Source organism: Streptomyces sp. MB09-02B (assembly GCF_033794485.1).
Lineage (GTDB): Bacteria > Actinomycetota > Actinomycetes > Streptomycetales > Streptomycetaceae > Streptomyces.
This window is the reverse complement of the sequence record NZ_JARGEE010000129.1, coordinates 1-21,531: the sequence shown is the minus strand read 5'-3', so window position 1 is coordinate 21,531 and position 21,531 is coordinate 1. Positions and strand designations below refer to the sequence as shown.

Here is a 21,531-nt window from a genome sequence, read left to right as displayed (position 1 = left end):
TCTCTCTTCACTATATCTTGTCGCTTTGTTTTGTTTTTTTTTTTCCAACCAGAGACCGGAAACGGGGTTTTTGGCCTTTCCGGGGGGTCGGAGAATTTTATAAGAGGCGGGCGTCATGGTTCGCCGGGGTTCCGGTCGCGTCGCGGTGGGCGCGCTCGGGCGCCTCCTCGCTGTCGGACCGCGGCTGCCCGCTCCCGCCGCTCGTCTCCACGATGTCCCCTCGTTCGAAGCGTCTTCCGCACCCGGTGGTCGGGCGGATGGGTCTGTCGTCGATGCTATGCCGTCACCGGGGCACGTTCCGCCCCGGCACCCTCTCTGTTTTCCCCCGCGCCGCACGAGGCACACGGGCAACGGCGGGCGCGGTGTCGGTCGGTGCTCGTACGGGCCCGTGGCAGTCACTGTCAGTGGTGGGCCGTATGGTCTGTGGTCATGGAAACCAGCACCGACGGCACCCCCGCCGTTCCCGTGGGTGGCGAGGGCGACCGTCCTGTGCGGGCCGCCGCGCCACCCTCCTCGCTGTCGCCGTCACGCGCCAGTGACTTCATGCAGTGTCCGCTGCTGTACCGGTTCCGGGTGATCGACCGGCTGCCGGAGAAGCCGAGCGAGGCGGCGACCCGGGGCACGCTGGTGCACGCGGTGCTGGAGAGACTCTTCGACTCGCCGGCGGCCGAGCGGACGGCGCCGCGCGCCCGGTCGTTGGTGCCGGGGCAGTGGGACCGGCTGCGGGAGACCAGGCCGGAGGTCGTGGAGCTGTTCGCGGACGACGCGGAGGGTGAGCGGCTGGCGCGCTGGCTGGCGGAGGCCGAGCGGCTGGTGGAGCGCTGGTTCACGCTGGAGGACCCGACGCGGCTGGAGCCCGCCGAGCGGGAGCTGTTCGTGGAGGCGGAGCTGGAGTCGGGGCTCAGGCTGCGCGGGATCATCGACCGGGTCGATGTGGCGTCCACCGGTGAGGTGCGGATCGTCGACTACAAGACGGGGAAGGCGCCGCGGCCGGAGTACGCCGAGGGCGCGCTGTTCCAGATGAAGTTCTACGCGCTGGTGGTGTGGCGGCTGAAGCAGGTGGTGCCGCGCCGGCTGCAGCTGGTCTATCTCGGTAGTGGTGACGTCCTGACGTACGACCCCGTGGTCGCCGATCTGGAGCGGGTGGAGCGCAAGCTGATGGCGCTGTGGGAGGCGATCCGGCAGGCCACGGAGACGGGTGACTGGCGGCCGCGGCCGACGAAGCTGTGCGGTTGGTGCGACCACCAGGCGGTGTGCCCGGAGTTCGGCGGGACTCCCCCGCCGTACCCCCTCCAGGTGAGGTCACCGGAGTCGGTCGGTGAGGGGCAGGGCAGAATGGGGCCGGACTAGCCGAAGGAGATTTTCGTGGCCATCCGCGTCCTACTGGTCGACGACCAGCCGCTGCTGCGTACCGGGTTCCGGATGATTCTGGAGGCGGAGCAGGACCTCGCGGTCGTCGGGGAGGCCGGGGACGGCCTCCAGGCGATCGACCAGGTGCGGGCGCTGCAGCCCGATGTGGTGCTGATGGACATCCGGATGCCCCGGATGGACGGGGTGGAGGCGACCCGTCAGATCACCGGTCCCGGGCGGGACGGTCCGGCGAAGGTGCTGGTGCTGACCACGTTCGATCTGGACGAGTACGTGGTGGAGGCACTGCGGGCGGGGGCCAGTGGGTTTCTGCTGAAGGACGCTCCGGCCAATGAGCTGGTGCAGGCGATCCGAGTGGTGGCGAACGGGGAGGCGATGCTCGCGCCGAGCATCACGCGTCGGCTGCTCGACAAGTACGCGGAACATCTGCCGTCGGGCGAGGAGGCGGTGCCGGACACCCTGCACACACTGACTGACCGTGAGGTCGAGGTGTTGAAGCTGGTGGCCCGGGGGTTGTCGAACGCGGAGATCGCGGCCGATCTGTTCGTCAGCGAGACCACGGTGAAGACACATGTGGGCCATGTGCTGACGAAGTTGGGGCTGCGGGACCGGGTGCAGGCGGCGGTGTACGCGTACGAGAGCGGGCTGGTGCGCCCCGGCGCGCAGTAGTCGGCGGGCTCCGCTGTGAGCACCGAGGGCGCTCCCTTCTTGTGGAAGGGAGCGCCCTCGGGCGTTCGGGGCCGTGGTGTGGACCCGTGCTCGTGTCAGCCCTTGCTGATCTCCCAGAAGCGGAAGACGGTGGAGGCGTCCAGGCAGTACTCCAGGCCGTAGACGTCGTCGCGGACGACGGCGTACTGCTTGGCCTGCCAGACGGGGATGAGCGGGACGTCTTCGGCGACGATGTTCTGGAGTTCGGCGTACTCCTGCTCCGTGGAGGAGCGCTCGCTCTCGGCGGCGGTCTTCGTGAGGAGTTCACCGGTGATGGTGGTGTTGTCGTAGTTGTTGCCCAGCACGTTGCCCTTGCCGAAGAAGGGGCCGGTGAAGTTGTCGGGGTCCGGGTAGTCGGGGACCCAGCCCTTGACGTACACGCCGTACTTGCCGGCGGCGATGTCCTTCTCGTACTGGTCGAAGGCGACGGACTCCACCTTGGCGTCGAACAGCCCGCTGTCGTTGAGCTGCTTGGCGACGGCCTCCAACTCCTGGTCGGTGGAGGGGCCGTAGCGCGAGGGGGTGGACCAGAGGGTCAGTTCGACCTTGTCGTTGATGCCGTCGGCGCGGAGCGCGGCCTCGGCCTTGGCCTCGGAGGGGCGGGCGCCGTAGGTGTCGAAGAAGGCCGTGTTGTGGCCGGTGATGCCGGCCGGGATGATCGAGTACAGCGGGGTGGCGGTGCCCTGGTAGACCTCGTCGACGAGGGCCTCGCGGTCGAGCAGGTAGGCGATGGCCTGGCGGACGCCGAGCTTGCCGGTGACCGGGTCGTCCATGTTGAAGACGAGGTGCTGGACCTCGGCGCCGGTGCCGTCGACGATCTCGACGCCGCTGGCGGTGGAGGTGTCGGTCTCGATGTCGGAGATGTCGGAGGCGCTGAGGCCGCGGTAGGTGACGTCGAGGTCGCCCTCCAGCAGGGCCTTCTTCAGGGCGTCCTGGTCGCCGTGGAAGAACTTGAGGGTGACGCCGCTGTTCTCGACGTCGGCGGTGCCCTGGTAGTTCTCGTTGACGGTGAAGACGGCCTCGTCCTCGCCGAAGGACTCGAGCTTGTAGGGGCCGGAGCCGACCGCCTCGCCGTCCTCGCGGAGTCCGTCGGCGTCGTAGGAGCTCTCGTCGACGATCGAGCCGGCGCCGGAGGCGATCTTGCTGGGGAAGGTGGCGTCGGCGTACTTCAGGTCGAAGCGGACGGTCTTGTCGTCCGGGGTCTCGACCTTGTCGAGCATGGGGAACATGATCGCGGGGCCGGCGTCGTCGTTGATCTTCAGCATGCGGTCGAAGGAGAACTTGACGTCCTTCGCGGTGAGCGCCTCACCGTTGCTGAACTTCAGGCCGTCCTTGAGGGTGCACTCGTAGACCTTGGTGCCGCCGGCCTGGAAGGAGCACTCCTTGGCGAGGTCCGGTTCGGGCTCGGTGGCGCCGTTGGGGAAGCTCAGCAACGACTGGAAGACGTTGTTGAAGAGCAGCCAGGATCCGGGGTCGTAGCCGGAGGCGGGGTCGGTGGCCAGGACGTCGTCGGACATCCCCATCACGACGTCGGAACCGGAGCCCCCGGATCCCCCCGAGTCGGAGCCGCAACCGGTCAGCAGGCCGGCGGCAAGCCCTGTCGCGATGGTCAGGACGGGCCACTGGGTGCGTATGTTCACGTATGGATGCCTTGTGTCGTCGGTGCATTGCGGGCGCTCCGGGCTCCCCCGAGGCCGAACGGCCTCTGCCTGGAGGGGTGGTGAGATCCGGTCAGTCGCTTCTGCCGCGTCCCAGCTCCCAGAGCTGGAGCGTGGAGGCGGCGTTGAGGGCGTACTCGGCGCCGGTGACGTCGTCGCGGGCGGCGACGTACTGGTTGCCCTGCCACAGCGGCAGGATCGGCACGTCCTCGGCGACGATGTCCTGGATGCCGGCGAGGCTCTCCGCGGCGGAGAGGCGGTCGGCCGCACGGCGGGACTCGGGGATCAGCTTGCCGCGGATCTCGCTGTTCGCGTAGGGCGAGCCGAGGAAGTTGTCCTTGTCGAGGAAGGGCGCGAGGTAGTTGTCGGCGTCGGGGAAGTCCGGGAACCAGCCCATGCCGTAGACCGCGTACTCGCCCTCCTGCTCGGCGGGGCGGAACGTGGACCAGGGGGCGCCCTTGATGGTGACGTCGAACAGGCCGCTGTCGTCGAGTTGCTTCTTCAGCAGCTCGAACTCCTTCTTCGTGGCGGCGCCGTAGTGGTCGGTCGTGTAGTGGAGGGTCAGCTTCACCGGGGCGGTGACGCCGGCTGCTTCCAGGGTCGACTTCGCCTTGGCGACGTCCGGGTCGCCGTACTTGTTGAAGAAGGAGTTGGAGTGGCCGGTGATGCCGGCGGGGACCAGCGAGAAGAGGGGTTCGGCCTGGGAGCCGTAGACCTTGGAGACGAGTTCGCCCCGGTCGATGACCTCGGCCATGGCCCGGCGGACGGCGGTGCTCCTGACCGGCGAGGCGTCGGTGTTGAAGGCGAGGTAGCGGATCTCCAGGCCGGCGGACTCGATGACGTCGATGTCGCTGTCGGCCGCGTCGGAGAGCTTGGTGATCTGCTCCGGGGTCATGGTGCGGGTCATGAGGTCGATGTCGCCCTTCTTCAGGGCGGCGCCCATGGCGTCGGCGCTCTCGAAGGAGCGCAGCTCGACCTTGTCGTTCTTCGGGTCCAACTGGCCCCTGTAGTTCGGGTTCTTGGTGAACACGGCCCGGACCAGCTCGTTGTTCTCGACCTCGGCGTCCAGGGTGTACGGGCCGGAGCCGTCGACCTGGAAGCCGTCGCGCAGCCTGTCCTTGTCGTAGTCGTCCGGGTTGACGATGCCGGCGACCGGGGTGGACAGCTTGTACGGGAGGGTCGCGTCGGGGCTGTTGAGGTGGAAGATCACCTCGTTGTCACCCTTGGTCTCGACGAGGTCGATGGTGGACAGCAGGGCGAAGACACCGCTGTCGGCCTTGAGGGAGCGGGCCCGGTCGATGGAGAACTTCACGTCCTCGGCGGTGATCGCGTCGCCGTTGGCGAACTTCAGGCCGTCGCGCAGGGTGCAGGCGTAGCGCTCGTTGCCGGTGTCGGTGAAGGAGCAGCTGGAGGCGGCCTCGGGTTCCGGTTCGCCGTCGCCGCGCGGTTGGACCAGGAGGGTCTGGACGGTCTGGCGGAGGATGTTCCAGGTGCCGACGTCGTAGGCGTAGGCGGGGTCGATCGGGGCCGGGGCCTGCTTGGAGGCGGCGAACCGGTCGGTGGTGCCGACGACGACCGTGTCACCGCTGCCGCCCGCGCTGTCGGTGGCACCGCAGGCGGCGAGTACCGGGGCGAGCAGGCCGATCACGGCCGGCAGCACCAAGGTCTTGCGGTTCATGCTCGCTGCTTCTCCAAAGCTGTGGTCCGAGACGGGTGCTGGCGGGGTGGTGCGAGCGTGTCCCGGGATGTACGGCGATGTTCTCGCGACGAGATTAGCCCGCACCGCCAGAGGGGCCCGCGCGCACCGGAGTTGAGTTCCCCTCACGCTATGGAACCGGGCGCGGACACAAACGATGTACTCACCACGGAATGTTTGGGGCACGCTTCGTCAATCGGGACACAAAGGCGCGCCGAGCGCCCTCGAACCGGGGGTTCGGGGGCGCCGTGCGAGCACTTCAGGGGCCGTGGGAAGTGGTCAACGTCACAGGTGGAAAGGTATTCCCCTGTGCGGGAATTCAGTCATCGCGGCCGAGTGAATTCTCGTCCCGGGCCGGTGTTGCGCGATCTTGGAATTCGTTGCGCTTTCAATTGGCGGTGATCGCCATCAGACCGCGCAGAAATGGCAGGTCGACCTCTTCCAGCGAGGTCACGACCGTGCGGCGCACGGCGGGGGCGATGGGGGCCACGGACGGGACGGCGACCACATGGCAGCCGGCGGCCTCCGCGGCGGCGACACCGGTGGCGGTGTCCTCGATGACCGCGCACCGGGCCGGGTCGGCGCCGAGACCGGAGGCCGCGAGCAGATAGGGGTCGGGGAACGGCTTGGTCCGCTCGACCTCGTCGCCGGCGACGGTCAGCGCGAAGTGCTGGGGGCCGAGAGAGGTCAGGACGCGGTCGATGATGCGCCGGTGCGAGGCGGAGACCAGGGCGGTGGGCACGTCGTGGGCGGCGAGTTCGGCGAGGAGCCGCGAGGCGCCGGGCATCAGCGGCAGGGTGCGCCCGATGCGTGCCTCGAAGCCGTCGTTGAGCAGCACGGTGAGCTCGGCGAGGGTGATGTCGGCGCCGGTGGCCTCGATCAGGAAGCCCGCGCTGCGGGTCATGGGTCCGCCGACCACGACATGCCGCCAGGAGTCGTCGAGGGTGTGTCCGAGGCCGGCGAAGACCTCGACCTCCACGTCCCACCAGAAGCCCTCGGTGTCCACCAGGGTGCCGTCCATGTCGAGGAGCACGGCCTGGAGCGCCGAGCCTTCGGCCGTACGGGTTCCTGGCGCGGGAATCGTCGTGGTCATCCGGCGCACCTCCTTGTGGGACGAGCAGGCCGGTTCCCGGGTGGGGAACCGGCCTGCGGTGGACCGACCAGTCTACGACGCCGCGCGGACAAGCGCCTTTCGATGCGGCCGAGCCCCTGCGTGGGGGCCTACCGTGCGTTGAAGTACTTCGCCTCGGGGTGGTGGATCACGATGGCGTCGGTGGACTGCTCGGGGTGGAGCTGGAACTCCTCCGAGAGCTGGACGCCGATCCGCTCGGGTTCGAGGAGCTGGGCGATCTTGGCGCGGTCCTCCAGGTCGGGGCAGGCGCCGTATCCGAGGGAGAAGCGGGCGCCCCGGTACTTGAGGTCGAACATGTCCTCGATCGCGGCCGGGTCCTCACCGGCGAAGCCCAGCTCCGAGCGGACGCGCGCGTGCCAGTACTCGGCGAGGGCCTCCGCCAACTGCACGGACAGGCCGTGGAGTTCGAGGTAGTCGCGGTAGGAGTTGGCCTCGAAGAGCTTCGCGGTCTCCTCGCCGATGCGGGAGCCGACGGTGACGACCTGGAGGCCGACCACGTCGATCTCGCCGGACTCCTCGGGGCGGAAGAAGTCGGCCAGGCACAGCCTGCGGCCGCGGCGCTGGCGCGGGAAGGAGAACCGGGTCCGTTCGTTGCCGTCGTCGTCCAGGATGATCAGGTCGTCGTCCTTGGAGACGCAGGGGAAGTAGCCGTAGACGACGGCCGCCTCCAGCAGGTTCTCGGTCTGCAGCCGGTCCAGCAGACCGCGCAGGCGGGGCCGGCCCTCGGTCTCGACGAGCTGCTCGTAGGTGGGACCGTCGCCGGTGCGGGCCTGCTTCAGGCCCCACTGGCCCTTGAAGAGGGCGCCCTCGTCCAGCCAGGACGCGTACTCCTTGAGCTGGATGCCCTTGACGACGCGGGTGCCCTGGAACGGGGGCGTGGGGACGGGGTTGTCGGTGGCGACGTCGGAGCGGACGTGGCCCTCCTCGGGGCGGTCCTCGACGGCGGTGGCCGAGGCCGTGGCCCGTACCCGGCGCTGCCGCAGTTCGGGCAGTTGCGCGCCGGGGACGCCGCGCTTGACGCCGATGAGGGCGTCCATGAGGCGCAGTCCCTCGAAGGCGTCGCGGGCGTAGCGGACCTCGCCCTCGTAGATCTCGTGCAGGTCCTGCTCGACATATGCCCTGGTCAGCGCGGCGCCGCCGAGGATGACCGGGTAGTCGGCGGCCAGGCCGCGCTGGTTCAGCTCCTGAAGGTTCTCCTTCATGATCACTGTGGACTTCACCAGCAGGCCGGACATGCCGATGACGTCGGCGCGGTGCTCGGCGGCGGCGTCCAGGATCGCCGAGACCGGCTGCTTGATGCCGAGGTTGACGACGTTGTAGCCGTTGTTGGACAGGATGATGTCGACGAGGTTCTTGCCGATGTCGTGGACATCGCCGCGGACGGTCGCGAGGACGATGGTGCCCTTGCCCTCGGCGTCCGACTTCTCCATGTGCGGTTCGAGGTGGGCGACGGCGGTCTTCATGACCTCGGCGGACTGCAGCACGAACGGCAGCTGCATCTGGCCGGAGCCGAACAACTCACCGACGACCTTCATGCCGTCCAGCAGGGTGTCGTTGACGATGTCGAGGGCCGGGCGGTTCTCCAGTGCCTCGTCGAGGTCGGCTTCGAGGCCGTTCTTCTCGCCGTCGATGATGCGGCGCTTGAGGCGCTCCTCCAGCGGGAGGGCGGCCAACTCCTCGGCCTTGCCCGCCTTCAGGGACTTGGCGGTCGCGCCCTCGAACAGCGCCATCAGCTTCTGCAGCGGGTCGTAGCCCTCGGCCCGGCGGTCGTGGATGAGGTCGAGGGCCGTCCGCACCTCCTCCTCGCTGAAGCGGGCGATCGGCAGGATCTTGGAGGCGTGGACGATGGCGGAATCCAGGCCTGCCTTGACGCACTCGTCGAGGAAGACGGAGTTGAGGAGGATACGGGCGGCCGGGTTGAGGCCGAAGGAGATGTTCGACAGGCCGAGGGTGGTCTGGACGTCCGGGTGGCGGCGCTTGAGTTCGCGGATCGCCTCGATGGTGGCGATGCCGTCCCCCCGGGACTCCTCCTGGCCGGTACAGATGGTGAAGGTCAGGGTGTCGATGAGGATGTCCGACTCGTGGATGCCCCAGTTGCCCGTGAGGTCGTCGATGAGCCGTTCGGCGATCTCGACCTTCTTCTCCGGGGTGCGGGCCTGGCCCTCCTCGTCGATGGTCAGCGCGATCAGCGCGGCGCCGTGCTCCTGGGCGAGGCGGGTGACCCTGGCGAAGCGGGACTCGGGGCCGTCGCCGTCCTCGTAGTTGACGGAGTTGATGACGGCCCGGCCACCCAGCTTCTCCAACCCGGCCTGGATGACGTCCACCTCGGTGGAGTCCAGGACGATGGGGAGGGTGGAGGCGGTGGCGAAGCGGCCGGCGAGTTCGGCCATGTCGGCGACGCCGTCGCGGCCCACGTAGTCGACGCAGAGGTCGAGCATGTGGGCGCCCTCACGGATCTGGTCGCGGGCCATCTCCACGCAGTCGTCCCAGCGGGCCTCCAGCATGGCCTCGCGGAACTTCTTCGAGCCGTTGGCGTTCGTCCGCTCACCGATCGCCATGTACGAGGTGTCCTGGCGGAACGGCACGCTCTGGTAGAGGGAGGCGGCGCCGGGTTCGGGGCGCGGGTCGCGGACGGTGGGGGTCAGGTCCCGGACGCGCTCGACGACCTGGCGCAGGTGCTCGGGGGTGGTGCCGCAGCAGCCGCCGACGAGGGAGAGGCCGTACTCGCGGACGAAGTTCTCCTGGGCGTCCGCCAGCTCCGGCGCGGTCAGCGGGTAGTGGGCGCCGTCCTTGGTCAGCACCGGCAGGCCGGCGTTGGGCATGCAGGAGAGCTGGATGCGGGAGTGGCGGGCCAGATGCCGCAGGTGTTCGCTCATCTCGGCGGGGCCGGTCGCGCAGTTCAGGCCGATCATGTCGATGCCGAGCGGCTCCAGTGCCGTCAGCGCGGCGCCGATCTCGGAGCCGAGGAGCATGGTGCCGGTCGTCTCGACCGTCACCGAGACGATCAGGGGGACCTCGTATCCGGCGGTCTCCATCGCGCGGCGGGCGGCGATGACGGAGGCCTTGGTCTGCAGCAGGTCCTGGGTGGTCTCCACCAGGAGCGCGTCGGCGCCGCCGGCCAGCAGGCCCTCGGCGTTCTGCTGGTAGGCGTCGCGGATGGCGGTGAAGGTGGTGTGGCCGAGGGTGGGCAGCTTGGTGCCGGGGCCGACGGAGCCGAGCACCCAGCGCTGGCGGCCGTCGCGGGCGGCGTACTCGTCGGCCGTCTCGCGGGCGATGCGGGCGCCGGCCTCGGACAGCTCGGCGGTGCGCTCGGGGATGTCGTACTCGCCCAGTGCGGTGAGGTTGGCGCCGAAGGTGTTCGTCTCCACGCAGTCGACGCCCGCGTCGAAGTACGCGGCGTGCACCGAGCGGACGATGTCCGGGCGGGTGACGTTGAGGACCTCGTTGCAGCCCTCCAGCTGCTGGAAGTCCTCCAGGGTGGGGTCCTGCGCCTGGAGCATCGTGCCCATCGCGCCGTCGGCGACCACCACACGGGTGGCGAGGGCCTCACGGAGGGCCTCGGATCGGGCCCGGCCTGCGGCGGCGGACGTGAGGGACGTGTTCGGCGACGAGACCATGGAGCTGCTCCCTGGAGTGCGACGGCTGTCGGCTTTGCGCCCTCCGACGGAAGGCGCACGCGGCAAGCCTAGCCCGGAGCGGCACGGATGGTCAGGGGCGTCCACGGGGCGGACCGGCGTGGCGCACCCGCTCGGGTGCGGTTTACTCCGACGACGAAAAGAACGACGGACACCACTCCGGCACCCTTCGGACACCCCGTGGCCACATGTGCGCCCCACGGCCACCGGACGGACACCGGACGGACACGAGCGCGCCACCGCACGGCGAGCGTGGCCGAAAAGCTAGTGACGGCCATTAGCGGGAGGTCGGCAACGACCGGTAGTGTTCGACATTGCCGAACGATGGAAGTTCAGTCGCGTACGGCGGCCGAAGGGGACGGAGGCAGGACGGCGATGGCACGGAACATCCAGTCGCTCGAACGGGCGGCCGCGATGCTGCGCCTGCTCGCGGGCGGCGAACGGCGGCTCGGCCTGTCGGACATCGCCTCGTCGCTGGGCCTCGCCAAGGGCACCGCCCACGGCATACTGCGCACGCTCCAGCACGAGGGGTTCGTCGAGCAGGACGACGCCTCGGGGCGTTACCAGTTGGGGGCCGAACTGCTGCGGCTCGGGACGACGTACCTCGACGTCCACGAACTGCGGGCGCGCGCCCTGGTCTGGACGGACGACCTGGCCCGCTCCAGCGGCGAGAGCGTGCACCTGGGGGTGCTGCACCAGCAGGGCGTACTGATCGTGCACCACGTGTTCCGGCCCGACGACAGCCGGCAGGTCCTGGAGATAGGGGCCATGCAGCCGCTGCACTCCACGGCCCTGGGCAAGGTCCTGTCGGCCTACGACCCGGTGGCCCACAGCGAGGTGCTGGAGAGCGAGCGCAAGGCGTTCACCGACCGGACCGTGCACACGCTGGCCGACTTCGAGGGCGTCCTGGACATCACCCGCGCCCGCGGGTACGCGGCCGACGTCGAGGAGACCTGGGAGGGCGTGGCGTCCATCGCCGCCCCCATCCACGACCGGCGGCGGATGCCGGTCGGCGCGGTCGGCATCACCGGCGCCGTGGAGCGGCTGTGCCGCGAGGGCGAGCTGCGCCCCGAACTGATCGCGGCCGTACGGGACTGCGCCCGCGCGGTGTCGCGGGACCTGGGCGCCGGGCGGTTCTGACCCCCTGCCGCGCGTACGGCGAAGGCCGGGACACGGTGACGTGTCCCGGCCTTCGCCGTACGCGCGCGTGCGCGACGGGCGCCCAGGTGGGCGCCCCGGCAGCCGTCTCAAGATCGACGGGCCTGTTCGATCAATAACGATCGCGTTTTCGACAACTCAGCTCTTGACGCGCCTGTGACGCCGGAGCAAGACTCCCGTCCATCGGTCGACATTGTCGAACACCTACCGGCAATACGCGCTAGAGTGTGACAACGCCACGGGCCGAACTCTTTCCCCTGGACGAAGGACAAAGGAGTCGCGGGTGTCCAGCTCCGACATCTTCATCGGCGAGACCATCGGTACCGCCATACTCATCCTGCTCGGCGGCGGCGTCTGCGCGGCCGTCACCCTGAAGGCCTCCAAGGCCCGTAACGCCGGTTGGCTCGCCATCACCTTCGGGTGGGGTTTTGCCGTTCTCACCGCCGTCTACACCTCCGCGCCGCTCTCCGGCGCCCATCTGAACCCGGCCGTGACCCTCGCGCTCGCGCTGAAGAAGGACGGCATCGAGTGGGGCGACGTCCCGATCTACTGGGGCGGGCAGCTGCTCGGCGCCATGATCGGTGCCGCTCTGGTCTGGATCGCCTACTACGGACAGTTCCAGGCGCACCTCACCGACGCGGAGATCGTCGGCGACGCAAAGACGCGGGCCAAGGCCAAGTCGGTCGAGGCCCGGGAGAAGGGCGCCGGCCCCGTGCTCGGCATCTTCTCCACCGGCCCGGAGGTCCGCAACGCGGTCCTGAACATCGCCACCGAGGTCATCGGCACCGTCGTGCTGGTCCTGGCCGTGCTCACACAGGGTCTCAACGACTCCGGCAAGGGCCTCGGCGCCCTCGGTGCCCTGATCACGGCGCTCGTCGTGGTCTCCATCGGTCTGTCCCTCGGTGGCCCGACCGGTTACGCGATCAACCCGGCCCGTGACCTCGGTCCGCGCATCGTGCACGCCCTGCTGCCCCTGCCCAACAAGGGCGGGTCGGACTGGAGCTACGCCTGGGTCCCGGTGGTCGGCCCCCTGATCGGTGCCGCCCTCGCCGCAGGCCTCTACAACGTCGCATTCGTCTGAGAAACCCGTTGAGCCGCCGTTCCGCGGGCCGTCCCGCGGAACGCTCAGCACGCGCCGTACGTACAGCCCGTTGACCAGTTGACCTTTCAGGAGCACACCGTGACCGACGCCCACACCGCCGGCCCGTTCATCGCCGCCATCGACCAGGGCACGACCTCGTCCCGCTGTATCGTCTTCGACCGCGACGGACGCATCGTCTCCGTCGACCAGAAGGAGCACGAGCAGATCTTCCCGAAGCCGGGCTGGGTCGAGCACGACGCCACCGAGATCTGGACGAACGTCCAGGAGGTCGTCGCCGGGGCCATCGAGAAGGCCGGCATCACCCGTGACGACATCAAGGCCATCGGCATCACCAACCAGCGCGAGACCACGCTGCTCTGGGACAAGAACACCGGTGAGCCCGTCCACAACGCCATCGTCTGGCAGGACACCCGTACCGACGCCCTCTGCCGCGAGCTCGGCCGCAACGTCGGCCAGGACCGCTTCCGCCGCGAGACCGGTCTGCCGCTGGCCTCGTACTTCGCCGGTCCGAAGGCCCGCTGGCTGCTGGACAACGTCGAGGGCCTGCGCGAGCGCGCCGAGGCCGGCGACATCCTCTTCGGCACCATGGACAGCTGGGTCATCTGGAACCTGACGGGCGGTGTCGACGGCGGCAAGCACTACACCGACGTCACCAACGCCTCCCGCACCATGCTGATGAACCTGCACACGCTGCAGTGGGACGAGAAGATCGCCGAGTCCATCGGCGTCCCGCTGTCGATGCTCCCGGAGATCCGCTCCTCCGCCGAGGTCTACGGCGAGGTCACCGGCGGCCGCCTCGGCGACCTGCTCGGCGGCATCCCTGTCGCCTCCGCGCTCGGCGACCAGCAGGCGGCCCTGTTCGGCCAGACCTGCTTCGAGGAGGGCGAGGCCAAGTCCACGTACGGCACCGGAACGTTCATGCTGCTGAACACCGGCGAGAAGATCATCAACTCCTACAGCGGCCTGCTGACCACCGTCGGCTACCGGATCGGCGACCAGAAGCCGGTCTACGCCCTGGAGGGCTCGATCGCCGTCACCGGTTCGCTGGTGCAGTGGATGCGCGACCAGATGGGCCTCATCTCCACCGCCGCCGAGATCGAGACGCTGGCGCTCTCGGTCGAGGACAACGGCGGCGCGTACTTCGTGCCGGCCTTCTCCGGTCTGTTCGCCCCGTACTGGCGCTCCGACGCCCGCGGTGTGATCGCCGGTCTCACCCGGTACGTCACCAAGGCGCACCTCGCGCGCGCCGTCCTGGAGGCCACCGCCTGGCAGACCCGTGAGATCACGGACGCCATGACCAAGGACTCGGGCGTCGAGCTCGCGGCCCTCAAGGTCGACGGCGGCATGACCTCCAACAACCTGCTGATGCAGACGCTCTCGGACTTCCTGGACGCCCCCGTGGTGCGCCCGATGGTCGCCGAGACCACCTGCCTCGGCGCCGCCTACGCCGCCGGTCTCGCCGTCGGCTTCTGGACCAGCACCGACGAGCTGCGCGCCAACTGGCGCCGGGCCGCCGAGTGGACCCCCCGTATGGACGCGGACACCCGCGACCGTGAGTACAAGAGCTGGCTCAAGGCCGTCGAGCGGACCATGGGCTGGATCGAGGACGAGAGCTGAGTCAGGGGCCCGCGAAGGCTCCGTCCACCGGCTCTGATGAGGAGTAAGAACCCGACATGACCAGTCAGACCACCCTGCAGACCCTGCCTGCCCTGGGGACGCGCCCGGCGTCCGGCTCGAACCCGAGCCGTGCCGAGACCCGGGAGCAGCTCGCCAAGGCGTCGTACGACCTCCTCGTGATCGGCGGCGGCATCCTGGGCATCTCCACCGCCTGGCACGCCGCGCAGTCCGGGCTCAGGGTGGCCCTGGTCGACGCCGGCGACTTCGCCGGCGCCACCTCCTCCGCCTCCTCCAAGCTGCTCCACGGCGGTCTGCGCTACCTGCAGACCGGCGCGGTGAAGCTGGTGGCGGAGAACCACTTCGAACGCCGTGCGGTCTCCCGCCAGGTGGCTCCCCACCTGGCGAACCCGCTCACGTTCTACCTCCCCGTGTACAAGGGCGGGCCGCACGGCGCGGCGAAGCTCGGGGCGGGCGTCTTCGCCTACTCCGCGCTCTCCGCGTTCGGTGACGGCGTGGGCCACCTCCTCTCCCCCGCCAAGGCGGCGCAGGACGTGCCCGAGCTGCGCACCGACAACCTCAAGGCCGTGGCCGTGTACGGCGACGACCAGATGAACGACTCCCGGATGGCGCTGATGACGGTCCGCGCGGCCGTCGAGTCGGGTGCGGTGGTCCTGAACCACGCCGAGGTCACCGGGCTGCGCTTCACCAAGGGCCGGGTCACCGGTGCCGAGCTGCGCGACCGGCTCTCCGGCGACGAGTTCGGCGTCAGCGCCCGGCTCGTGCTGAACGCGACCGGGCCGTGGGTCGACCACCTGCGCCGGATGGAGAACCCGAACGCGGCCCCTTCCATCCGTCTCTCCAAGGGCGCCCACCTGGTGCTGAAGCGGACCGCTCCCTGGAAGGCCGCGCTCGCCACCCCCATCGACAAGTACCGCATCACGTTCGCCCTCCCCTGGGAGGACATGCTGCTGCTCGGTACGACCGACGAGATGTACGAGGGCGACCCGGCGGACGTCTCGGTCACCGAGAAGGACACGGCCCAGATACTCGACGAGGCCGCGTTCTCCATCCGGGACCAGCAGCTGGACCGTGACCTGATCACGTACTCCTTCGCCGGTCTGCGGGTGCTGCCGGGCGGGCCCGGTGACACCGCCAAGGCCAAGCGGGAGACGGTCGTGACCGAGGGCCGGGGCGGCATGCTGTCCGTCGCGGGCGGCAAGTGGACGACGTTCCGGCACATCGGCCGCACGATCATGAAGAAGCTGGAGGCGCTGCCCGGTCACCCGCTGGGCGAGGACTTCGAGCCGGTGGCGTCGCTGCCGAAGAAGCTGCCGCTGCCGGGTGTCGCCAACCCGCGCGCGGTCGCGCACCGGCTGCTGGTGGACCGTCCGGCGCCGGGCCCGCGGATGGGCGCCGACACGGCACGGCACCTGGCCACGCACTACGGTTCCCTGGCCTTCGACATCGCCCGCCTGGCGAACGAGAACCCCGAGCTGGGCGAGCGGGTCCACCCCGACGCGCCGGAGATCTGGGCGCAGGTCGTCTACGCCCGCGACACCGAGTGGGCCGAGACGGCGGACGACGTCCTGCGCCGCCGGACGACGCTGACGATACGGGGCCTGGCGACGGACGAGGTCCGCGCGAAGGTCCAGGACCTGCTCGACAAGAAGTAACCGGATGTCGGTACCGGCCCCTCCCCCTGACCGGGGCCGGCACCGAGAGGGTCGGCCCCCTTCCGCTCTGGGGCCGGGCCACGGCGAAGGGGCGGCTCCCTCGACGGAGCCGCCCCTCTGTTGTTCTGTCGCCTTTGCCGTCGGGCCGATTGTCAGTGCCGGGTGCTTTCATGACCGCATGAACATCGATCACGCCGACCCCGCCGAACTGGCGGCCCTGCGCGCGGCCTTCGCCGTCGACGACGGCGGGGAGTCGGCGCTCGGCGGGCAGTCGGCGCTCGGCTGGGACGCCGTGCGCGCCTTCGAGGCGGAACACTCGGTGGTGCTCCCTGAGCCGTACCGGACGTTCGTGGCGGAGATCTCCGACGGCTCGTCGCAGGGGCCTCCCGAGTACGGGCTCGTGGGGCTGGCCGAGCTGCCGTCGGACTGGGGCGACAACGGCGCGAGACGGGCCCTCGGCGAGCTGTTCCCGCTCACCGCGCCCTGGCTGTGGGAGGCGGACGACGGCCCGTACGACGACGACTGGGACGAAGCCGTCGACAAGGTCTACCACCACGGCTCGATCGTGCTCGGCACGGACGGATGCGCCATGAACTGGCATCTCGTCGTCACCGGCCCCCATCGGGGACACATATGGCACGTCACCGACGTGGGTGCCATGCCGTTCGGCGCGGAGTTCGGGCATACGACCTCCGCGCCCGGCTTCGGCGGCTGGGTGGCGCACTGGGCCGCCGGGAAGGAGTGGTTCGACGCCGAGTCAGCCGAGTGGTGAGGCGACGAGGTCGCGGACGGCGTCCGGTGAGGTCAGCTCCGTACGACGGACGATGAGTTCACGGCCCAGCAGCAGCGCCCGGCGTGACGCCGGGACCGGGTCGGCCAGGGTCGACAGGTCCGTGAGATGGGCGAAGCCGATGATGCGGCGGACCAGTTCCGTGCCGGCGAAGCCGAGGGACTCCGTCCAGACGCGCGCGAGGAAACGGTCCAGGTAGGCGTCGTCGAAGAAGGTGGCGACGCGGGTGGGCCACAGGCGTCGGAACTCGGTCTCGAAGGCCTCCCAGGAGAGCCGGAGTTGGTCGCCGTGGTCCGTCAGGGCCCCCAGGGCGCGGGCCCGTTCCTCGGAGACCAGCGCGTTGCCTCGGCGAACCGTCGGGAAACACGGTGGAATGCGGCTCTCACTCCTCCGCAGGCCTGACTTCCCGGGCACTGGGCAAGTGTTCGGCAGCTGCCACCTGAGCACCTGGCCGTCCCCCGAAGCGATTCTCCGCTCCAGCGTGCCGCCCGCGATGTGGGAGCGGGGCACCAGCTGGGCATCGTAAGGGCGAGGGGTCGAGGGGGGCGCCGCGTGAGCGAGCACGTCGATCTGCTGGTCCACGGCGGTGACGTCCTGACGGTCGACGGTGCCGGGACTCGGCTGCGGGACGGGGCGGTCGCCGTCCGGGACGGCGAGATCCTGGCGGTCGGCCCCGCCGAAGAACTCCGTAGGTCCTGCGCGCCGGCCGAAAGTCTCGACGCCCAGGGGTGTCTGGTGCTCCCCGGGCTCGTCAACGCCCATACCCACCTGGCGATGACCCTCCTGCGGGGCCGCGCGGACGACGTCACCCTCCAGGGGTTCCTGGAGCGGGTGCAGCGGTGGGAGGTGCGGTTGCTGTCGCCGGAGAACGTGGCGGCGGCGGTGCGCGTGGCGATCGCCGAGAGCCTGCGGGCCGGGGTGACGTCCGCACTGGACATGTACTGGTTCCACGAGGCGGCCGAGCGGGTCGCGCGCGAGACGGGCTGGCGGCTGCACACCGGCCCGACCTTCATGGACGTCCCCGACCCCGCCGACGGCCGGGCGTACGAGGAACGGCTGGAGTGGGCACGGCGGGACCTCGCCGACCGCGCCCACCGGCCGGGGACGCGCCCGGTCCTCTCCGCGCACTCGACCTACACACTCACCCCGGAGCAACTGCTCGGCACAGCCGCCCTGGCCCGGGAGTTCGGGGCACTGCTGCACCTCCACGCGGCGGAGAACGCCACCGAGGTCGCCACGGTGCGGGCGCGGTACGGCAAGCGCCCGGTGGAGCTGCTGGACTCGCTCGGACTGCTCGGCCCCGATCTGCTGCTCGCCCACGCGGTCGACCTCACCGGCCCGGAGATCGCGGCGCTGGCCCGTACGGGGACCTCGGTCGCGCACTGCCCGGTGTCGAACCTGAAGCTGGGCTGCGGAATCGCGCCGGTGCCCCGGATGCTGGGCGCGGGCGTCACCGTCGGGCTGGGCACGGACGGGGCGGCCAGCTCCAACACGCTGGACGTCCTGGGCGCGGTAAGGCAGGCGGCGCTGGTGCACAAGGCGGCCGGTGACCCCACGGCCGTGGGCGCGGAGCAGGCGGTGCGCATGGCGACGATCGAGGGGGCCCGCGCGCTGGGGCTCGGCGATCAACTCGGTTCCCTGGAGCCGGGCAAGCGGGCCGATCTGATCGTGCTCGACCTGGGCGGCCCGCATCTGCGGCCCCTCCATGATCCGTGGTCCACCCTCGCCTACGCGGCATACTCGGCGGACGTGCGGGACACCGTCGTCGAGGGGAGGGTGCTGATGCGCGAGCGGGTCCTCACCACCCTCGACGAGGCGGCGGCCCTGGCCGACCTGGAGACTTTGGCCGGATGGGCACGGCGGAGCCTTCATAATGGCCTGATACATCGGATGTCTGAACGTCCGGAACAACCGAAAATGACCGGAACATCCGGGAAGTCCAGAACAACCGGTTCATCCTGAACAGCCAGACCATCCTGAACAGCCGAAGCACCAGAAGCGACAGGGAGGGGCCGCCATGGCAGTCACCGACGAGGCGATCGAGAAGATCAAGGGCATGATCGTCTCCGGCGCGCTGCGCCCCGGCGACCGGCTCCCGAAGGAGAGCGAGCTCGCCGCCGACCTCGGGCTGTCCCGCAACTCCCTGCGCGAGGCCGTCCGCGCCCTGTCGTTGATCCGCATCCTGGACGTACGGCAGGGTGACGGCACCTATGTGACCAGCCTCGATCCCCAACTCCTGCTGGAGGCGATGAGTTTCGTCGTCGACTTCCACCGCGACGACACGGTCCTGGAGTTCCTCGCCGTGCGCCGCATACTGGAGCCTGCGGCGACGGCGATGGCCGCCCTGAGGATCAGTGAGCAGCAACTGGACGCGCTGGCGGCCCAGTTGGACCGGCTCGGCACCGACCCCTCGGTGGAGGAGCTGGTCGCCTGCGACCTGGAGTTCCACCGGGGCATCGTGCAGACCTCCGGGAACTCCGTGCTCTGCTCGCTCCTCGACGGCCTGTCGGGCCCCACCACGCGGGCCCGCATCTGGCGCGGACTGACCCAGGAGGACGCGGTCAGCCAAACCCTGCACGAGCACCGCGCCATCCTGGCCGCCCTCCGCGACCGCGACGCCGACGCCGCGCGCTCCTGGGCGACGGTGCACATCGCGAGCGTGGAGCAGTGGCTGCGATCGACGCTGTGAGAAGTTGATCACCTGAGGCTCCGGCGGCCGGCGCGTGTCTGAGCCGTGCGAACGGGGCAGTGATCCGTTCACTCCCCCGTGCAAGGGGGCTGCGGAGGCCCCCTCGGCACGCCGTAAGGTTGGGGCGTACGCGAGGGCACGTCGGAAGGAGGCGCTGGGTGATCGAGCTGGAGGGGGTTCCCGAGCTGATCGACCCAGTGATGGTGGCCGCGTTCGAAGGCTGGAACGACGCCGGCGACGCCGCCTCCACCGCGGTCGCGCATCTGGACCGGGAATGGAAGGGCGAGGTGTTCGCGGCGCTGGACGCCGAGGACTACTACGACTTCCAGGTGAACCGTCCCACGGTGTGGCTGGACGGCGGCGTACGGAAGATCACCTGGCCGACGACAAGGTTGTCGGTGGTCAGGGTGGGCGGCGACAAGCCCCGCGATCTCGTACTCGTCAGGGGTATCGAGCCGTCGATGCGCTGGCGCTCGTTCTGCAACGAGCTGCTGGGCTTCGCCCATGAGCTGGGCGTGGAGTTGGTGGTCGTCCTGGGCGCGCTGCTCGGCGACACCCCGCACACGCGTCCGGTCCCGGTCAGCGGTGTCACGTCCGACCCGGACCTGGCGCAGCGGATGGATCTGGAGGAGACCAAGTACGAGGGCCCCACAGGCATCGTCGGCATCCTCCAGGAGGCGTGCACGCACGCCGGTGTCCCCGCGGTCTCGCTCTGGGCGGCGGTGCCGCACTACGTGTCGCAGCCGCCGAACCCGAAGGCGACGCTGGCCCTCCTGAACCGCCTGGAGGACCTCATCGACGTACGCATCCCGCTGGGCGAACTGCCGGAGGACGCGCGCGCCTGGCAGGTGGGTGTGGACCAGCTGGCGGCGGAGGACAGCGAGGTCGCCGAGTACGTGCAGACGCTGGAGGAGGCCCGCGACACGGCGGAGCTGCCGGAGGCGTCGGGCGAGGCGATCGCCCGCGAGTTCGAGCGGTACTTGCGGCGGCGGGACGGGGGGCCCGGCTCCGCCGGTCCGGCCGGGGGGCATGCCACGGCCGACGGGGGTGACACGGGCCCCGGCGCGTGGAATCCGAAGGACAACCCCGGTGGGCGTACGCGGCCGCCGAAGCCGTCGCGGCCGGAGGCCGCGGGCGAGGACGAGGGCGAGGATTCGTCGGAGGAGTAGTGGGCCGGGGATGCCGTTGCGGTGACGCTGCGCGGGATCCGCGGGTTGGTCGTGGCTGGTCGCGCCCACGCGGCGGAGCCGCACATCGAGTGGAGCCCCGCGCCCCTTCGGGGCGCGGGGAAGTGGGCCGGGAGTTACCGGGTGCTCAGCATTTGATCGCCACCACCGCGTAGGTCGTCTCCGGCGTCGGGGTCGTGGTGAAGCGGGCGTTGGGCAGGTACAGGCGGTTCCTGTGAGCCGCGACCGTGGTCGGGATGTCGAAGTCCGCGTCGCTGAGGCGGCCCTCGAAGATGCCGCTGCGGCCGTCGACGGAGAGCTGGAACACGTCGATCGCGTTCTGCCGGTTCTGCACGACGTAGAGGCGCCGGCCGAGCAGCAGCAGGCCGTCGCCGTTGGTGAGGGGGGCCGCGTCACCCAGGTCGACGAGGGTCGTGACGCCGGTCCTCGGGTTCACCCGGTGGAGGCCACCGCCCCCGGACTGGACGACGAGAAGGGCCTTGCCGTCCGGGGTGCGGGTGATCCCGTTGGCGTTGACCACCTCGCCGGGCGTCTGGGTCCAGGCGCCGCGCAGGGTGACCGTGACGACCTCGTCCGGGCCCGGCAGCCGGCCGTCGCGGCCGAGCGGCAGCGCGTACAGGGCGGGCTGGAACGAGTCGGTGAACCAGGCGGCGCCCGGGGTGAGGAAGACGTCGTTGGCGAAGGTCGGCGTCTTCGTGGTGAGCGTGTACGAGGCGATGATCTTGCCGGTGCGGACGTCCACCACCCGGGCGCCCTGACCGCGCCCGGCGACGAACAGCCGCCCCCGGTCGTCGAGTTTGAGCCCGACGGAGGGCGTACCGGGTCCCGCAGAGATGATGCGGCCCGCGCCGGTGCGCAGGTCGGCGCGGTAGATCGAGCCGTCGCCGAGAGAGCCGAGGTAGGCGTAGGGGTCGGCGCCGATGGTGATGCCCTCGGGACGGAAGCCGTTCGGCAGGGGGATGACGTCGGGCCACGGGTCCCTGGCGGCCGAACCGGTCGCGGAGGCGGCGGACGTGGCGGAGGCCCCGACGAGCAGCGCGGCGGCGGCGGTGGCCGACGTCGTCAGCAGTCTTCGCCGACTGAGGTGGGGGGTTTTTCTCTTAAAAAAATTAACCCCC

Annotated in this window: 15 protein-coding genes and 1 pseudogene; 10 read left to right on the top strand and 6 right to left on the bottom strand. The window is 70.1% G+C overall.

Annotated features, from left to right (window positions below; translation table 11 throughout):
• Positions 1-429: 429 nt before the first annotated feature.
• Both P1P70_RS19590 and P1P70_RS19585 read left to right on the top strand, forming a co-directional pair.
• Complete coding sequence (locus P1P70_RS19590; protein ID WP_319239423.1) at positions 430-1,350, top strand: RecB family exonuclease; 921 nt, start codon at positions 430-432, stop codon at positions 1,348-1,350.
• Between the two features lie 15 nt (positions 1,351-1,365).
• The gene (locus P1P70_RS19585; RefSeq protein ID WP_319239420.1) at positions 1,366-2,037 is read left to right on the top strand and encodes a response regulator transcription factor; all 672 of its coding nucleotides are present in this window, start codon (positions 1,366-1,368) and stop codon (positions 2,035-2,037) included.
• A 95-nt stretch (positions 2,038-2,132) separates the two neighbouring features.
• On the opposite strand, the gene P1P70_RS19580 is transcribed toward P1P70_RS19585, so the two are convergent.
• From P1P70_RS19580 to metH, 4 genes are all read right to left on the bottom strand, one after another.
• Complete coding sequence (locus P1P70_RS19580; protein ID WP_319239418.1) at positions 2,133-3,716, bottom strand: ABC transporter substrate-binding protein; 1,584 nt, start codon at positions 3,714-3,716, stop codon at positions 2,133-2,135.
• A gap of 91 nt (positions 3,717-3,807) precedes the next feature.
• Positions 3,808-5,412 carry an ABC transporter substrate-binding protein gene (locus tag P1P70_RS19575; RefSeq protein WP_319239415.1) on the bottom strand — a complete coding sequence of 535 codons (1,605 nt, stop codon included), beginning with the start codon at positions 5,410-5,412 and terminating at the stop codon, positions 3,808-3,810.
• 406 nt (positions 5,413-5,818) lie between these two features.
• Positions 5,819-6,523, bottom strand: coding sequence for an HAD family phosphatase (locus P1P70_RS19570; RefSeq protein ID WP_319239412.1), 705 nt, complete (start codon positions 6,521-6,523; stop codon positions 5,819-5,821).
• A gap of 128 nt (positions 6,524-6,651) precedes the next feature.
• Positions 6,652-10,179 (bottom strand): methionine synthase, encoded by a 3,528-nt coding sequence (gene metH / locus P1P70_RS19565; protein WP_319239409.1) that lies wholly within the window; start codon positions 10,177-10,179, stop codon positions 6,652-6,654.
• A 393-nt stretch (positions 10,180-10,572) separates the two neighbouring features.
• Between metH and P1P70_RS19560 the strand changes: the two genes are divergently transcribed.
• The 5 genes from P1P70_RS19560 to P1P70_RS19540 all read left to right on the top strand — a co-directional run bounded on the left by P1P70_RS19560 (position 10,573) and on the right by P1P70_RS19540 (position 16,519).
• On the top strand, positions 10,573-11,337 hold the full coding sequence (locus P1P70_RS19560) for an IclR family transcriptional regulator (protein WP_319239406.1): 765 nt from the start codon (positions 10,573-10,575) through the stop codon (positions 11,335-11,337).
• A 301-nt stretch (positions 11,338-11,638) separates the two neighbouring features.
• Positions 11,639-12,436 (top strand): MIP/aquaporin family protein, encoded by a 798-nt coding sequence (locus P1P70_RS19555; RefSeq protein ID WP_319239403.1) that lies wholly within the window; start codon positions 11,639-11,641, stop codon positions 12,434-12,436.
• Between the two features lie 99 nt (positions 12,437-12,535).
• Positions 12,536-14,074: a glycerol kinase GlpK gene (glpK, locus tag P1P70_RS19550; protein WP_319239400.1), complete on the top strand. Its 1,539-nt coding sequence runs from the start codon at positions 12,536-12,538 to the stop codon at positions 14,072-14,074.
• A 56-nt stretch (positions 14,075-14,130) separates the two neighbouring features.
• Positions 14,131-15,747 carry a glycerol-3-phosphate dehydrogenase/oxidase gene (locus P1P70_RS19545; protein ID WP_319239397.1) on the top strand — a complete coding sequence of 539 codons (1,617 nt, stop codon included), beginning with the start codon at positions 14,131-14,133 and terminating at the stop codon, positions 15,745-15,747.
• A 178-nt stretch (positions 15,748-15,925) separates the two neighbouring features.
• Positions 15,926-16,519 (top strand): SMI1/KNR4 family protein, encoded by a 594-nt coding sequence (locus P1P70_RS19540; RefSeq protein WP_319239396.1) that lies wholly within the window; start codon positions 15,926-15,928, stop codon positions 16,517-16,519.
• On the opposite strand, the pseudogene P1P70_RS19535 reads toward P1P70_RS19540, so the two are convergent.
• Positions 16,505-16,879: pseudogene (locus P1P70_RS19535) on the bottom strand (S-methyl-5-thioribose kinase); the annotation flags it as partial. The gene P1P70_RS19540 and the pseudogene P1P70_RS19535 overlap by 15 nt on opposite strands.
• 210 nt (positions 16,880-17,089) lie before the next feature.
• Here P1P70_RS19535 and P1P70_RS19530 point away from each other — a divergent pair.
• From P1P70_RS19530 to P1P70_RS19520, 3 genes are all read left to right on the top strand, one after another.
• Entirely contained in the window at positions 17,090-18,499 is a 1,410-nt protein-coding gene (locus tag P1P70_RS19530) for an amidohydrolase (RefSeq protein ID WP_319239393.1), read from the top strand.
• Between the two features lie 55 nt (positions 18,500-18,554).
• Entirely contained in the window at positions 18,555-19,226 is a 672-nt protein-coding gene (locus tag P1P70_RS19525; RefSeq protein ID WP_319239390.1) for a FadR/GntR family transcriptional regulator, read from the top strand.
• A 158-nt stretch (positions 19,227-19,384) separates the two neighbouring features.
• A complete protein-coding gene (locus P1P70_RS19520; protein WP_319239388.1) occupies positions 19,385-20,395 on the top strand; it encodes a PAC2 family protein in 1,011 nt (336 codons plus the stop codon).
• 145 nt (positions 20,396-20,540) lie between these two features.
• On the opposite strand, the gene P1P70_RS19515 is transcribed toward P1P70_RS19520, so the two are convergent.
• Entirely contained in the window at positions 20,541-21,482 is a 942-nt protein-coding gene (locus P1P70_RS19515; protein WP_319239426.1) for a superoxide dismutase, read from the bottom strand.
• Between the last annotated feature and the right edge of the window lie 49 nt (positions 21,483-21,531).